General features: G+C 39.4%; 14 protein-coding genes and 1 pseudogene. 1 reads left to right on the top strand and 14 read right to left on the bottom strand.

What is annotated here, in order from left to right; all coding sequences use genetic code 11:
• Nucleotides 1-100: 100 nt before the first annotated feature.
• The 14 genes and pseudogenes from SNE38_RS03200 to SNE38_RS03135 all read right to left on the bottom strand — a co-directional run bounded on the left by SNE38_RS03200 (nt 101) and on the right by SNE38_RS03135 (nt 13785).
• A complete protein-coding gene (locus tag SNE38_RS03200) occupies nt 101-730 on the bottom strand; it encodes a thiamine diphosphokinase (protein WP_191702346.1) in 630 nt (209 codons plus the stop codon).
• Nucleotides 727-1392 (bottom strand): ribulose-phosphate 3-epimerase, encoded by a 666-nt coding sequence (gene rpe / locus SNE38_RS03195; RefSeq protein WP_191702345.1) that lies wholly within the window; start codon nt 1390-1392, stop codon nt 727-729. The genes SNE38_RS03200 and rpe overlap by 4 nt, the downstream gene beginning before the upstream one ends.
• Before the next feature lie 2 nt (nt 1393-1394).
• Nucleotides 1395-2276: a ribosome small subunit-dependent GTPase A gene (gene rsgA / locus SNE38_RS03190; RefSeq protein WP_191702344.1), complete on the bottom strand. Its 882-nt coding sequence runs from the start codon at nt 2274-2276 to the stop codon at nt 1395-1397.
• 12 nt (nt 2277-2288) lie between these two features.
• Nucleotides 2289-4253, bottom strand: coding sequence for a Stk1 family PASTA domain-containing Ser/Thr kinase (gene pknB / locus SNE38_RS03185; RefSeq protein WP_191702343.1), 1965 nt, complete (start codon nt 4251-4253; stop codon nt 2289-2291).
• A 2-nt stretch (nt 4254-4255) separates the two neighbouring features.
• Nucleotides 4256-5002, bottom strand: a complete 747-nt coding sequence (locus SNE38_RS03180; protein WP_191702342.1) for a Stp1/IreP family PP2C-type Ser/Thr phosphatase — start codon at nt 5000-5002, stop codon at nt 4256-4258.
• Between the two features lie 10 nt (nt 5003-5012).
• Nucleotides 5013-6161 carry a 23S rRNA (adenine(2503)-C(2))-methyltransferase RlmN gene (gene rlmN, locus SNE38_RS03175; protein ID WP_191702341.1) on the bottom strand — a complete coding sequence of 383 codons (1149 nt, stop codon included), beginning with the start codon at nt 6159-6161 and terminating at the stop codon, nt 5013-5015.
• Nucleotides 6162-6164: 3 nt separating this feature from the next.
• Nucleotides 6165-7532 carry a 16S rRNA (cytosine(967)-C(5))-methyltransferase RsmB gene (rsmB, locus tag SNE38_RS03170; protein ID WP_336045844.1) on the bottom strand — a complete coding sequence of 456 codons (1368 nt, stop codon included), beginning with the start codon at nt 7530-7532 and terminating at the stop codon, nt 6165-6167.
• Nucleotides 7529-8470: a methionyl-tRNA formyltransferase gene (gene fmt / locus SNE38_RS03165; protein ID WP_191702339.1), complete on the bottom strand. Its 942-nt coding sequence runs from the start codon at nt 8468-8470 to the stop codon at nt 7529-7531. Before fmt ends, rsmB begins: the two co-directional genes overlap by 4 nt.
• A 3-nt stretch (nt 8471-8473) precedes the next feature.
• A complete protein-coding gene (gene def, locus SNE38_RS03160; protein ID WP_191702338.1) occupies nt 8474-8965 on the bottom strand; it encodes a peptide deformylase in 492 nt (163 codons plus the stop codon).
• A 24-nt stretch (nt 8966-8989) separates the two neighbouring features.
• Nucleotides 8990-11398 (bottom strand): primosomal protein N', encoded by a 2409-nt coding sequence (gene priA, locus SNE38_RS03155; protein WP_191702337.1) that lies wholly within the window; start codon nt 11396-11398, stop codon nt 8990-8992.
• Between the two features lie 26 nt (nt 11399-11424).
• Nucleotides 11425-11958: pseudogene (gene coaBC, locus SNE38_RS03150) on the bottom strand (bifunctional phosphopantothenoylcysteine decarboxylase/phosphopantothenate--cysteine ligase CoaBC); the annotation flags it as partial.
• A gap of 88 nt (nt 11959-12046) precedes the next feature.
• A complete protein-coding gene (gene rpoZ, locus SNE38_RS03145; protein WP_008403352.1) occupies nt 12047-12271 on the bottom strand; it encodes a DNA-directed RNA polymerase subunit omega in 225 nt (74 codons plus the stop codon).
• Nucleotides 12272-12275: 4 nt separating this feature from the next.
• Entirely contained in the window at nt 12276-12893 is a 618-nt protein-coding gene (gmk, locus tag SNE38_RS03140; protein ID WP_191702335.1) for a guanylate kinase, read from the bottom strand.
• Between the two features lie 16 nt (nt 12894-12909).
• Complete coding sequence (locus SNE38_RS03135) at nt 12910-13785, bottom strand: YicC/YloC family endoribonuclease (protein ID WP_191702334.1); 876 nt, start codon at nt 13783-13785, stop codon at nt 12910-12912.
• A 239-nt stretch (nt 13786-14024) separates the two neighbouring features.
• Between SNE38_RS03135 and SNE38_RS03130 the strand changes: the two genes are divergently transcribed.
• Nucleotides 14025-15707, top strand: a complete 1683-nt coding sequence (locus tag SNE38_RS03130; protein ID WP_191702333.1) for an Rqc2 family fibronectin-binding protein — start codon at nt 14025-14027, stop codon at nt 15705-15707.
• Nucleotides 15708-15753: the final 46 nt, after the last annotated feature.

The raw sequence follows: 15753 nt of genomic DNA, 5'->3' as shown, positions 1-15753 counted from the left end.
TTTCTTTCTTTTCTCTACGAAACAACTTCACACAGCCTCTCGCTACCCCACTTAACCATTTCGGCATTTGAAATGTATAAACTTTCAGTGTTGTTCCTCCTTAATCTTTACTCTTTATCATTAAACATATGCCACCCGTAAATGAAATAGACCCTTCGCCTATTATTTCATTACTTGTAAAACGAGATGTGCCTTGCTCAATCAATTCATTCACTGTTTCATATTTAACACCGCGCAAAGTAACATTTTGAAGTGTCTTGCCATATGCAAAAAAGGAAACATATGAATAATCGGATTGTTCCAGCATATGTGTGCCCGGGAGTAAAAATTGAATAGTATTTTGTAAATTAATAATTTTAAATACTATATGAGGATATTGTTGCTGCATTAAAAATACTGATCGTAATGTCGCTTCATAATGATCTAAACGACCACCTGTAACACCCGTCAACAATACTTCCGTCGGCTCAAAGGTTATTGCTTTTTGCAATGCCAAATCTGTATCTGTTTCGTCCTTTTCTGCCTGAAATTGTTCAATATGATCAATAACTTCGGAGATTCGCGCAAATTCCCCCGCTGTGACTGAATCAAAATCCCCTACAATATGGTTCGGGTAAATGCCTTCGTCAATTAAATATAAAGCACCCCGGTCTACCCCTATCCATTTATCAGGCATTAAAGAAAAGGCGACCTCATCTATGGGGCCGCCTGAGCAGATTGCTACAATCACTGGATTGCCGCTAGTCCTGCCTGTTTAATTTCCTGTAAAGCCTGTGCGCGATCTTCTTTACTGTAAATAGCTGAGCCTGCTACAAAGACCGTTGCTCCTGCTTTAGCACACGGAACAATAGTTTCTGCGTTAATGCCACCATCAATTTCAATTTCGATATTTAAACCGCGTTCTTTAATAATTTTGGATAATGCCGCTACTTTTGGCACTACCGATTCGATGAACTTTTGTCCGCCAAAGCCGGGATTTACAGTCATAAATAATACCATATCTACATCTTCCAAAATATGCTGAATCGTTTCAATCGGCGTATGTGGATTTAACACGACACCCGGCTTTACACCGTAAGAGCGGATCAATTGGATTGTGCGGTGCAGATGTCTACATGCTTCCACATGAACAGTAATATAATCCGCGCCTGCTTTAGCAAATTGCTCAATATATTGGTCTGGATTTTCAATCATTAAATGTACGTCCATCGGTAAAGTTGATAGTGGGCGAATCGCTTCCAATGCAATCGCACCGAATGAAATATTCGGTACAAAATGACCGTCCATTACATCGATATGAATCAATTCTGCTCCTGCCGCTTCTACTTCCTTCACTTCTTGCCCCAGCTTTGCGAAATCTGCTGCTAAAATCGATGGTGCAATTTTAATCATGTCTAATACCTCGGCTTTCGATCGATAATTTCTTGTAAAATTTGTTCGTAATGCTCGTAACGGTACGAGCGAATTTCACCAGCTTCTACCGCTTGTTTTACCGCACATTTCGGCTCCTTAATATGTAGGCACCCACGGAACTTACAATTCTCGCTGATTCGCTCGAACTCCGGTAAACAAGATGTCAGCTCTTCTTTTTCTATCATTTCAAAATCAAATGAACTAAACCCTGGTGTATCCGCCAACAACCCGCCACAAACTTCAATTAGTTCAACATGGCGTGTTGTATGTTTCCCGCGCCCTAAGCTTTTTGAAATAATGCCTGTCTTCAAATCCAATTCAGGAAGTAATGTATTTAATAAGGTTGATTTTCCAACACCTGATTGTCCCGCAAGCACTGATGTCTTTTCTTGCAAGAATGGTTTGATTTTCTCCAGTAATGTTGGATCATCAATGTATGTTTCAATAATCTCATAACCAATTTCTTTATAGTCGTCGATATATGTTTGTAAATGCGCACGTTCTGCATCATTCAATAAATCTATTTTCGTTAAAATAATAATCGGTTGTACTTGGAACGATTCGAGCACGACTAAAAATCGGTCAAGCAGAACCGTATTAAAATCAGGCTCTTTTGCAGAAAATACAAGTAATGCCTGGTCAACATTCGCAATCGGTGGTCGAACTAGCTCATTTTGTCGTTCCAGAATTTTATCAATAGAACCATCCGATTCTCCATCATACGAATATTCTACAAAGTCACCGACAAGTGGAGATTCTCCGCGATTACGGAAAATCCCACGTCCACGGCATTGAATTAATTCGCCTTCTTTTTCAACATAATAATAACCACTTAATGCTTTTCGAATTTGGGCTTTCGCCATCCAATTCCTCCTCTATTCCACTAATTCTTCGTACGTAATTGTTTTATTTTCGATGACACTGTTATCACGATCAATTCGGTAGGCTGCTTTATCACCTTCCACAATAAATAGTTCAATTTGATACATCGTGTTTTGGGTAATCGTAAATGTCTCTACAGGCTCAACCAACGAACGTGTTTTATCCTGAATATATATCGTTACCGTTTGTTCCATACCTTCTTCGGTCGGTTCGTACGGAATTTCGATAGTATCTCTATATGACTTTTCTTTTTTCGCCTGTGGACCTTTAGACACTACTACATTAATCGTTCCACCCTTTTCAAGCTTTGTGCCTGCCTTTGGTGTTTGACTAATTACTTCTCCGACTGGTTTATCCGAATGTTCCTCACCTGTTACATTCACTTTAAAACCTGAACTAAGTTCGTATTCTTTGCGGTTGGCTTCGTTAAAAGTAAGTAAATTTCGAACCTCTACAACTTCTTTTCCTTTACTAACCGTCAATACGACATCCGTTTCATTGAAGAGTACTTCTTCTCCAGCTTCTGGTGTTTGCTCAATAATTTCGCCTGGTACATGATCAGAAGAATACACCTCTTCAAATTTGTAGTCCTTAAAGCCACCTTCCTCTAAGAGAGGTATAGCTTGATCCCGTTGAATCCCTACAAAATCCGTCATAGAGGTAGGTGCTTTCCCAATGCTGACAATTAAATCAATTTCCGAACCTTTTTCTCTTTCTCGACCGGCAATCGGATTTGTTTCAATGATTTTACCGGCTTCAATATCTTCAGAATTACGTTCCTCTTGTTCGCCAATAACAAAGCCTTGTTCCTGTAAAATACGGATGGCATCCTCTAATGTTTCGTTTGTCACATCTTCTATCACGACTTTATTCGGGGTCATCATAAATGCAATGACGGTAAAAATTATCGCTAAAGCAGCTAATATGCCGACAATTAACGGCCATTTTTTCTTCTTTTTTTTCTTCTGCTCTTGCGGTTCTATTGTCGGTTTTGACTCCATGCGTACTGTTTCTTCAGTCAATCCTGTAGATGGTTGTTGAACGGGTGCTACTACAGGTTTAGGGTCTTTTATGATTGGGATCAGCTTTGTTGCACCATTATCTACAGGTGGTACAAATTTAGGTTCATTCACTCGTTGAATAGATAAACAAGTATCTAAATCTTCTTCCATTTCTTCTGCGTTATTGTAACGGTGATTTGCATCTTTTGAAGTTGCTTTTAATACGATATTTTCTACACTTTGCGGAATGCTCGCATCAAATTCTCTAACAGAAGGTGTTTCTGTCTGTAAGTGCTTTAAGGCAATTGATACAGCTGATTCACCTGAAAATGGCAATTCCCCTGTTAACAGCTCATATAACACGATACCAAGTGCATAAATATCGGATTTCATCGTTGCAATGCCGCCACGCGCCTGCTCCGGCGATAAATAATGAACCGTCCCTATGACAGAATTTGTTTGAGTGAAGCTTGTGGCTCCAAGCGATGTCGCTATCCCGAAATCGGTAATTTTCACATTGCCTTCTTCATCCATTAATATATTTTGCGGCTTAATATCCCGGTGAATAATGCCATTTTCATGTGCATGTGCCATCGCAGAAGTGAGCTGTTTCATAATATGAACACTGCGCGCTGCTGATAAAGGTGAAAACTCCTGTATGTATTGTTTCAATGTTTTCCCTTTAATATATTCCATAACAATATAGTGCATATCTCCATCTTCGCCAACATCATAAATGCTAACGATATTAGGATTTGTTAAACTTGTAGCGGACAATGCCTCACGCTGAAAACGACGGTGCAATTCTTCTTCATTTGCTAAATCATAGCGTAAAATTTTGATCGCGACATCACGACCTAAAATAATGTCATGTGCTAAATACACATTTGACATACCGCCTCCGCCAATTAATTGTAATATCTTATAACGGCCACTTATATGTTTTCCTACAAGCATTGCTACACCTCCTGCACCGTTGTCATTAAAATAAGGGAAATATTATCTTCGCCACCACGGTCATTTGCCAGTTGCACTAATTTTTTCCCCTTTTCCTCTATGGAGATTTGGGGCGAAATAATTGTGGCCATTTCTGTTGTCGTTAGCTTATTGCTTAGACCATCTGAACAAATGAGTAAGTAGGCTTCATTCGATAAAGTCAATTCATAAAAATCTGGTTCAATTGAAATTTCTGTACCTAATGCTTTTAAAATAAAATTTTTCTGAGGATGATTTATTGCCTCTTCTTCACTAATTTCCCCATTTTCTAATAAAATATTTACATAAGAATGATCTCTTGTTACTAACTTTACTTCTTCATCTGCAAAATGGTAAACGCGACTATCGCCTACATGACTAATAAGGCATTCATTTTCATCAAGCAGCGCCGCAATCATCGTCGTTCCCATACCTTGACAATTTTCATGTGTTAAGGAATATTGATAAATTTTTTGATTAATATGTGAAACCGCATTGCGTAACCATTCCAACTTTAATTGTTTCGATGCAAAATCTTCTGCATCCACCAGTTTAAAAAGCCTGTGCATTTCCGTGATGGCCATTTCACTCGCAACATCACCTGCATTATGTCCACCCATACCATCTGCTAAAATTGCAAGCTTAAAATGATCGGGACGCTCAAAAAACGCGGCCCGATCTTCATTTATTTTTCGCTTTAACCCAATATCACTTTCCACTGTAAAGTTCACTATAGTCCACCTACTTTGTTTCGTGTGATCGTTCCTGTGCACGTAACTGGCCACAAGCAGCTGCAATATCAGCACCTTGCTCACGACGAATTGTTACGTTAATACCTTGCTCTTTAAGCGTTTTTTCAAAGGCAAAAATCTTACTGCGTGACGTACGAATATAATCGCGCTCCGGCACGTAGTTAATAGGGATTAAGTTGACATGACATTTAATATTTTTAATAAGCTTGGCAAGTTCTAACGCTACTTCTTCTGTGTCATTTTCTCCGGACATTAGGCCATATTCAAACGTTACACGGCGTCCAGATTTCTTCGTATAATATTTTACCGCTTCCATCAGATCTTCTAATTTATATGCTTTTGCAATCGGCATTAGTTTTTGGCGAGCTTCCTGATTTGGCGCGTGAAGTGATACAGCAAAGTTAATTTGCATGCCTTCATCGGCGAATTCATAAATTTTCGGTACGATACCAGATGTCGAAACGGTAATATGACGTGCACCGATATTTAGACCTTTGTCATCATTCATGATTTTCAGGAAGTTCATCATCGCATCATAGTTATCAAATGGCTCACCGATTCCCATAATTACGATTGATGATACACGTTCATCTGTTTCATCCAATTGCTGCTGCACTTTTACAACTTGCTCAACAATTTCGCCAGCCATTAAGTGGCGTTTTAAACCGCCTAACGTTGAAGCACAGAATGTACAGCCAATCCGGCAGCCTACTTGAGTCGTTACACAGATTGAATTTCCGTAATCATGACGCATTAATACCGTTTCGATTGAATAACCATCTTGCAATTGGAATAAAAACTTAATAGTGCCGTCTTTCGACTCCTGTTTAATAATTGTTGAAAGCGTAGTTAAAGCAAATTCAGCCTCTAGCTTTTCACGTAATGCTTTCGGCAAGTTTGACATATCCTCAAATGTTTGAACACGCTTTTCATAAAGCCATTCATAAATTTGCCCTGCACGGAAGGCTTTTTCCCCATTCGATGTTAACCATTCTTTCATTTCATCCAGACGCAATGAATAGATTGAAGGTTTTAACTGAGGTTTTTCCTTTTTCACACGACGTACTGGTTTATCTGTTGTTTCTTCCACTAAATCCTGAATTCGTTCATCAAATTGTTTTAATTGTTCTTGCTCCATTAGTTAATTGGACGCTCCTTTTTTTACGAATGCAGCAACGAAAAATCCGTCACTACCGATATCTTGTGGGAATACTTGCAGCATCCCGTTCTGTTGTTTCGCTTTTAGTTGTTCTGGTAAATTTTCTATTGGCTCCAAATTCATTTCAGGATGCTCTTTTAGGAAGGCTTGTACCGTGCCTTCATTTTCTCTCCGGTCAACTGTACACGTTGAGTACACTAATCGTCCGTTTTGCTTTAGTAGCTGTACTGCATTATTTAAAATTGCTAGCTGGATTGTTTGTAAACTTTCCAAATCTTCTTCGCGCTTCGTATATTTAATATCCGGTTTACGTCGCATTACACCAAGTCCTGAACAAGGGGCATCAACAAGTATTGCATCATAGCTTTCTTTCGCTAATAAGTTAGCTGCCTTTCTTCCATCAAGCGGTGCTGTTTCGATAATATTCAATCCTAAACGTGCAACATTCTCATCGATTAAATCCAATTTTTTTACATGTAGATCGGTCGCTAAAATTGAGCCTTCATTTTTCATCACTTCCGCTAAATGCGTCGTTTTCCCGCCAGGAGCTGCACACATATCCAGCACCTTCATGCCCGGCTGTGGATTCAGTACTTTTGCCGGTAGCATTGAGCTTTCATCCTGAATCGTAATAAGTCCATTTCGGAAAGCTCCTGTTCGTGCTGCTTGACCACTTTCCAGATGTATACACTCAGGCATAAATTCACTGCGACGCGCTTTTACACCTTCACGCTCAAGTGTTGTCAAAACCTGTTCAACAGTTGCTTTCGTCGTATTTACTCGCACAGTTTGCAACGGTGCAATATTGTTTTCAAGAAGCATTTCACGCGTCTGTTCATAGCCATAGCTTTCAACCCAACGATTGACTAACCACTGTGGATGGCTTGTTTCCACGGCTAATCGTTCATTTGCATCTTTTATTAAATCAGTTGAACGAACACCTTCACGTAAAATGGAACGTAATATTCCATTTACCATTGAGGCAATCCCTTTATGGCCACGACGTTTTGCAATTTCCACAGCTTCATTCACTGCAGCATGTGCCGGAATACGTGTTAGATAATGCATTTGGTACAGCGACATGCGGAGCAGCCAACGAACCCAAATATCAACCTTGCCATGAATAAAGGGTTCTAAATAATAATCCAGTGTCAGCTTATACTGTAAAGTTCCATATGTCAGCTCGGTTAACAGGCCGCGATCTTTTGCTTCTATTTTATATTTTTCAATCGTTTGGTGTAATAATAAATTACTGTAGGCTTGGCTTTTATCGACCGTTAATAAAATCGTCAAAGCCGCATCCCGTACATTGCCATCCCAAATTTCTTGCTTTTTTTTATTTTTACTCATTCAAAACGGTCCCCAATCTGTAATTTCGAGCCCGTTCCACGTAAATATTCTTCTGCGGTCATACGTTTTTTCCCGGCTGGCTGGACATCATATAGTGCCAAGGTATTTCCATCACCTGTTGCAACTTCGAAGTAATCTTTTGCTATTTTCACTACTGCTCCTGGTGTCGCATTCGTTGTAGTATCCCCAACTTTTGCCCACCAAATTTTAAAATTAGCCCCTTCAAAAGTTGTATATGCTACTGGCCATGGATGTAGTCCGCGCACTTGATTATACAATGCACGTGCATCATTATTCCAATCAATCAACTCCTGCTCACGGCTAATATTGCGAGCATATGTCACAAGCGATTCATCTTGAACGATGCGTTCATTCGTCCCATCAATAATCGAAGGCATTGTTTCTTTTAATAATTGACGACCGACCATACTAAGCTTTTCAAACATGCTACCTGTATGATCCGTATCTTCAATTGCAATTTCGCTTTGGGAAATGATATCTCCTGCATCAAGCTTTTCCGCCATATACATAATCGTCACACCCGTTTTTGACTGACCATCGATAATCGACTGGTGAATTGGTGCCCCGCCTCGATATAAAGGTAAAAGAGAGGCATGTACATTAATACAGCCTAGTCGTGGGGCTTCAAGAAGTTCTTTCGGTAAAATTTGACCGAATGCAGCTGTTACGACTAAATCCGGGTTTAATGCTAAAATTTCTTCAAGCTCCTTCGAACCGCGCAACTTTTCAGGTTGAATTATTGGTAAGCCTAATGCTAGTGCTTCTTCTTTTACAGGTGGTGGCGTCAATACTTTTTTCCGCCCTACAGGTCTGTCCGGTTGAGTAACAACAGCTAGAACATCATAGCCTTCTTCATGAAGCATACGCAAAATTGGCGCTGAAAAGGCAGGCGTTCCCATAAATACGATTTTTGTCATCGATTATTCCTCCTCAACATCCGCGTACAGCTCTTCTATTTCTTCGTCTGTCAACACCCGCGTCATTTTGGAATCAAATAATACACCATCTAAATGATCGATTTCATGCAATATACAGCGTGCTTCAAAATCTTCCGCTTCAAGCTCATATACACGGCCTTCACGATCAGATGCTTCAATTTTTACGTAAGTTGGTCGCTTTACCATACCAAAAAGGTCAGGGAAGCTTAAGCAGCCTTCCACATCTTCTGCTTCACCTCGGGTTTCAAGTACAATTGGGTTAATCATTTCAAGAATATCTTCACCTAATTCCACAATCGCTACTCGTAAGCCTACGTTGATCTGAGGTGCCGCGATTCCAACTCCATCGTTTTCGACCATTGTGTCATATAAATCATCCAGAAGCTGAATCGTACTTTCATCAATCACTTCTACTTCTTTTGTTACTTGCGATAATACATTCGCTGGGTTTTTTACTACTTCTTTAATAGCCATTTCTACTACCTCTTTCTATATGCATTAGATCATTGTTGGATCTAAATCAACTGTCAGCACAATGCCTTTTTTTATCCATTCCGAGCGATACAGCTTAATAAGCTGTAAAAGGACTGGAATTAATTGAGGCTCTACTTTATATTTTATCAAACATTGATAGCGATATCTATTTTGGAGCCGGGCAATACTGGCAGTCGTTGGCCCAATCACCGAAACATTAAATGATAAATTCTCTCGCAAATATTCCGCTACACGTCCTGCATATTCTGCAGCAAGCATCACATCTTCGTGAGAAACTTGAACAAGCGCAATATAATAATACGGTGGATATCCCGCTATATGCCTGGCATGCATTTCCCGTTCGTAAAACGGTGTATAATCCTGATCTTTCGATAACTGGATCGCATAATGATCGGGCGTATACGTCTGTACAAATACTTCACCTAATTTTTCATGGCGCCCTGCTCGTCCACTTACTTGGGTCATAAGCTGAAACGTCTTTTCTGCCGCCCGGTAATCCGGTAAATGGAGGGAAGTATCTGCACTTAAAACCCCGACTAACGTAATATTTGGGAAATCCAAACCTTTTGCAATCATTTGTGTACCGAGCAGAATGTCCGCTTCCCCGCGCCCAAATGCATCGAGCATTTTTTCATGTGCCCCTTTTTGCCTTGTCGTGTCTACGTCCATTCGCAGTACACGTGCTTCAGGAAACAATTTATAAATTTCCTCTTCTACCTTCTGTGTACCTGTTCCAAAATAACGAATGTTTTCACTTTGGCATTCAGGACAAGTTTCCGGAATGTATTCATCATGACCGCAATAATGGCATTTCAGCTTTTCCTGATAACGATGATATGTTAAGGAAATATCACAGTTCGGACATTGTACGGTTGTTCCGCAATCACGACATAAAACAAAGGAAGAGTACCCTCTGCGGTTTAAAAAAAGCACGGTTTGTTCTTTTTTATCCAGTCGATCCTGCAAGGCCTCCATTAATGGTTCGGAAAACATTGAGCGATTTCCCGCCTGCAGTTGTTCACGCATATCTACAATACGAACTGTAGGCAATGCTTGGTTTTTCGCACGATGGGCTAATGTAAGCAATGTATATACACCTTTTTTCGCCCGCGCAAAAGATTCCAAAGCAGGCGTCGCACTACCTAAAATAACCGGACAGTTATAATATTTCCCACGCCAGATTGCTACATCCCTAGCATGATAACGAGGTGAATCTTCCTGCTTATATGTGGACTCATGCTCTTCATCCAGAATAATTAATCCTAAATTTTTAAAAGGCGCGAAAATAGCTGAACGAGCTCCAACGACAACCTTTACTTTTCCTTGTTGTACTTTTCGCCATTCATCATATTTTTCACCAACAGATAACCCACTATGCATTACAGCTACTTCATCGCCGAAACGTGATTTAAAACGCTCTGTCATTTGGGGTGTCAGTGAAATCTCAGGTACTAATACGATTGATTCTTTTCCATCAGCGATAGTACGTTGAATCGCCTGCAAGTACACTTCTGTTTTCCCGCTACCTGTAATACCGTGCAGGAGAAACGTTTCCTGGCGCTGATCATCTATAGCAGCAATAATTTTAGATAGAGCATGATCCTGTTCATCTGTTAGCTGTAGAAATTCAGTTTTCTCAACATTTTTTGTGAACGGATCACGATATACTTCCTCTTGAATATACGCTGCAGCACCTTTATCAATGACACTATTCAAGACACTATTTGTAATATGCACTGCTTCGCAAATATCATCAGGCAATAAGATTTCCCCCGCATGCTGCATCATCCATTCGACTAACGCTACTTGCTTCGGTGCACGTTTACCTATTTGCTGCAATACATTTTCCAATTGTTCCTGGGAATGTATTTGGACTTTCCGTATTTGCTTAACTTGCCCTTTTTGTTTCACTTCATTGTCGATAATTATAAGACCATCTTTAACTGCACGCTTTATCGGTTTTAATAAATTTGCTTTTTCAAAATGAGATAAATTGACTTTTGCTGTTTTCAAATAGTATGGCTGAAGTATTGCTGGTAAATGTGAAGGTTCCCCATTTAAGACTGCATACTTTTCATACTTTGCCCGCAAAGCACCTGGCAGCATTACTTGCAGAGCATCAATTTCGTAACAGATTGTTTGGTGCTTTAGCCATTTTCCCAAACTGAGCATTTCCTCTGTTAAAATCGATTCTATATCAAGTATTTCGGTGATCGGCTTCACTTTTTCTACTGGCACTTCAGACTCGGACGTAATACCTACGACAAAACCGAGTACATTCCGTGGCCCAAATGGTACTTTTACTCGACACCCCAAATCGATTAATTCTTCCCAATCTTCCGGTATTAAATAATCAAACGGACGGTCCACCGGATAAGCTGAAACATCGACGATTACTTGTGCAAATTTCATTGTTCATCGCTTCCTAATTGATGATAAAAATGATTCACTACAAGTTCTGTAATTTTCTCCGGCTCTTCCAAACGACCTTTTCCAACATACCCACATGCTAAAAATCCTTCAGACGGCTCGATAAAGCGAATGCCATCTTCATGTAGTTGATTGATATTGCGTAGAACTGCTGGATGCTCATACATATGTACATTCATCGCGGGTGCTACCCAGACTGGAGCAGTAGTTGCCAGAAGTGTAGTCGTCAACATATCATCAGCCATTCCATGTGCCATTTTAGCAATAACATTTGCTGTTGCTGGTGCCACGATGATTAAATCTGCCCAATCTGCTAAATCGATATGGGCAATGACATTTGAATCTTTTTCATCAAAAGTATCATAAAACACATCATTTTTTGACATCACTTGAAAGCTTAAAGGTGTAACAAACTTTTGCGCAGATGCCGTCATTATTACTTTTACATTAAACCCTGCCTGTGACAGCTTACTTACTAACGCCACAGCTTTATAAACGGCTATTCCACCGGAAACACACAGTAATACATTGTTTTTCTTCATCACTTTAACCGTCCTTTCAAAGGATAAGCTCCCAAAGAAAGATTCTTAGGGAGCTTCTACTCAAAAATTATTCGATTATGCGCAAAAACTAAATTTCGTCTTCATAAACAGTAGAAGCATCTTGCTGAACTTTACGCAGCTTACCAGCAGCTACCTCTTCCAATGCTTTTCCTACTGGCTTATAAGAAACATATGAGCTTAAATGCTCGCCACCCTCTTCTTGCATTTGGCGGGCGCGTTTTGATGCTAAGCTCACTAAAGAATACTTAGAATCGATTTGTTTTTTTAATTTATCCACTGATGGGTATAACATGGTTTCATTCTCCTCTCAACATTGACAAATAGCGTTTTTCTACACGTTCACGACGGCAGTGTTCTGCTACAATGATTGCATTAATTTTATCACATGCATTATGAACTTGGTCGTTTTCTACAACATAATCGTATAAACTCATCATTTCGACTTCTTCACGAGCGGTTGCAATACGACGGGCGATGACATCTTCTGTTTCCGTACCACGTCCAACTAAACGTTGCTCAAGTTCTGTTATGCTTGGTGGTGCTAAAAAGATAAACAACGCATCTGGTGCTTTCTCACGAATTTGGGCTGCTCCCTGAACTTCGATTTCCAAAAAGACATCGCGCCCGGCTTCTAGTGTTTCTTGTACGTATGCAAGCGGTGTACCGTAGTAATTGCCGACAAACTCTGCATGTTCAAGTAACCCTCCTTGCTCGATTAATACTTCGAATTCCTCACGTGTTCTAAAGAAATAGTCTACACCATCTACTTCGCCTTCGCGAGGATTACGTGTTGTCATCGAAATCGAGTATTCGTAATTTGTATCAGGCTGCGAAAAAAGTTCTTTACGTACCGTACCTTTTCCCACACCTGATGGACCAGATAAAACAATTAATAATCCACGTTGTTTCTTCATAAGTAACTCCTTTATTTCATTCAATATTTTGAACCTGTTCTCGCATTTTTTCTAAAATTGTTTTAGCTTGCACAACTGCAGCTGAACAATCGGTTGATTGATTTTTTGAACCTATTGTATTAATCTCACGGTTCATTTCCTGCATGATGAAGTCAAGCTTCCGACCAATTGCAACTCGTTCGTTTAGCGTTTCTGTTAACTGATTAAAATGACTATCCAGACGATCCAGCTCTTCTGTAATATCAATTCTCTCTGCAAAAATCGCAACTTCTGTAAGCAGGCGGTCATCTAAAGTTTGCCCAATCGCTACTTCTTCCAATCGATTCATTAAACGATTCCGATATTTTTCAACAGCAAGTGGCGCACTTCGTCTTATATGTGCAATTTGCGCTTCAAGCTCTGCTTTATACTGTAACATTACGCCCTCTAAGCCCTGTCCTTCGCGTTCACGCATGGCAATCAAGTTTGTAATGGCTTCAGACAAAGCACTTTTTACAGCTTCAACGATTTCCTCCTGCTGGAGCTCTACCTTTTCCACTTGAAGCACTTGTTCAAGACTTACAATTTCTTGCATTGTCCATTTTTCCTGCATCGGAACCGTCTGGGACAATTCTTCTTTTGCCTGAAGGAAAGAATTAAGCAGCGACCAATTAATATGGATTGTTTGTTGTGTATCATGAAGCTCCTTCAAAAAAATGATAACATCTATTTTCCCACGGGAAATAGTATCCGACAACATTTTTTTTGCTATAACTTCAGATTCCATCCATTCTTTTGGAAACTTAGTATTAATTTCTAAAAAACGATGATTCACAGCACGAATCTCAACAGTCAGTTGAAAGTTTTTCGTTGTTGTGACCCCCCTGCCGAATCCGGTCATACTGCGTACCAAGGTTCGTCACATCCTTCTTTACATATTGTTTCAATTATAGCATATGTTCTACATATATTGCTTTAACGTTTATTGTATAGAAACATATTTTATCATAGTTAGGTTGTAATAAAATAGTTTTTATCTTTTTAATAAATGTTTAATTATCATTACAGTATATTGGAGCAACTACAGAATTGAATGAAAAAATGGTATGATAAAATAATCAAATAGACTTATTTAATGAAAGAGGCATAGAGATGGCATTTGACGGACTATTTACTCGTTCAATGAGCAAGGAATTACAAAACTTAACATCTGGACGAATTACAAAAATTTATCAGCCGAATGCACTTGAAGTCGTATTACAAATCCGTGCAGCCGGTCAAAACGTGAAGTTATTATTTTCTATTCACCCTTCATACTCACGTGTTCACCTAACTAATCAATCTATAGAAAACCCTTCAGACCCCCCTATGTTTTGCATGCTTTTACGCAAACATCTTGAAGGCGGGTTTATTCAGTCTGTTGTTCAAGATGGCTTTGAACGAGTAATTACACTGGAAATAGATAGCAAAAACGAAATAGGTGACGCAGTAAAGCGAAAACTTATTATCGAAATTATGGGACGTCACAGTAATTTATTATTAATCGATGCTAAAACAGATACGATTATCGATAGTTTAAAACATTTACCCCCATCGATGAACAGCTTCCGAACTGTTTTGCCTGGTCAGCAGTATATTGCGCCACCAAAACAGCAAAAGATTGCGCTTACTAGTTTATCAGATGAAGAAATTAAGCAGTTCTTTTCTAAGGAAGTAACGACGAAGGAAATAATTGAGCATTTTGCAGGTTTTTCTCCTCTCCATGCTGCCGAATTATTATATCGTTTATCCACAACGGATGCAGTTACGGCCTGCCGACAGCTAATGAATGAAATTGCAACAAGCGCTCAGCCAACCTATATGGAGCAAGAAGGTAAAATTTATTTTTCACCTACGAATTTGACACATCTATCCGGTGTCTCAACAATATATGAAACGCTAGGCGAATTACTGGACCGAGTATTTTTTGCCCGTGCCAAACGTGACCGTGTGAAGCAGCAGGCCGGTGATTTGGAACGCTGGCTGCAAAATGAATTAAACAAATTAAAACTCAAACAAAAAAAGCTCCAAAAAGATTACGAACGTGCACAAAACTTGGATCAGTTCCAACTTTACGGAGAGTTATTAATGGCAAACCTTTATAATTTTTCAAAAGGTGCGGAGTTTGTAGATGTAGAGAACTACTATAGTGAAAATGCGGAGACAGTTAGAATTCCAATCAGCCCAAGGAAAACACCGATTGAAAATGCACAAAGTTACTACACGAAATACAATAAGGCAAAAACAGCCTTAATTATGATAGAGGAACAGAAGAAAAAAGCAGCCGAAGATATCAACTATTTAGAAATGCTTACACAGCAAGTACAGCAGGCTTCTCCTTCTGACATTGAAGAAATTCGCGAAGAACTTGCTGAACAGGGATTACTTCGTATTCGCCAAGCGAAACGTAAGAAGAAACCGACGAAACCAGATCCTGAAAAGTTTATTTCTTCAACGGGAGTACCCATTTCTGTGGGCAAAAATAATAAGCAAAATGATTATTTGACATTCAAAATTGGGAAGCGTAATGAAACCTGGCTGCATACGAAGGATATTCCAGGCTCACATGTTGTCATTCATTCTGAAAATCCGGATGAAACAACATTGAAAGAAGCCGCGGTATTAAGTGCTTATTTCTCAAAAGCACGTGATTCGTCTTCGGTTCCAGTAGATTATACTGAAATCCGCCATGTAAAAAAACCAAATGGTGCAAAACCCGGATTTGTGATTTATTTTGAACAAAAAACACTTTATGTTACACCTGATGAAGCAGTCGTTATGCAGTTGAAAAAATAGCTAAAAATCTTCCTGGAATTTTTCCGTCTATTTTTTATGAAATTGT

This window comes from Solibacillus ferritrahens (assembly GCF_037027585.1).
Lineage (GTDB): Bacteria > Bacillota > Bacilli > Bacillales_A > Planococcaceae > Solibacillus > Solibacillus ferritrahens.
This window is presented reverse-complemented; position numbering and strand designations above follow the sequence as displayed.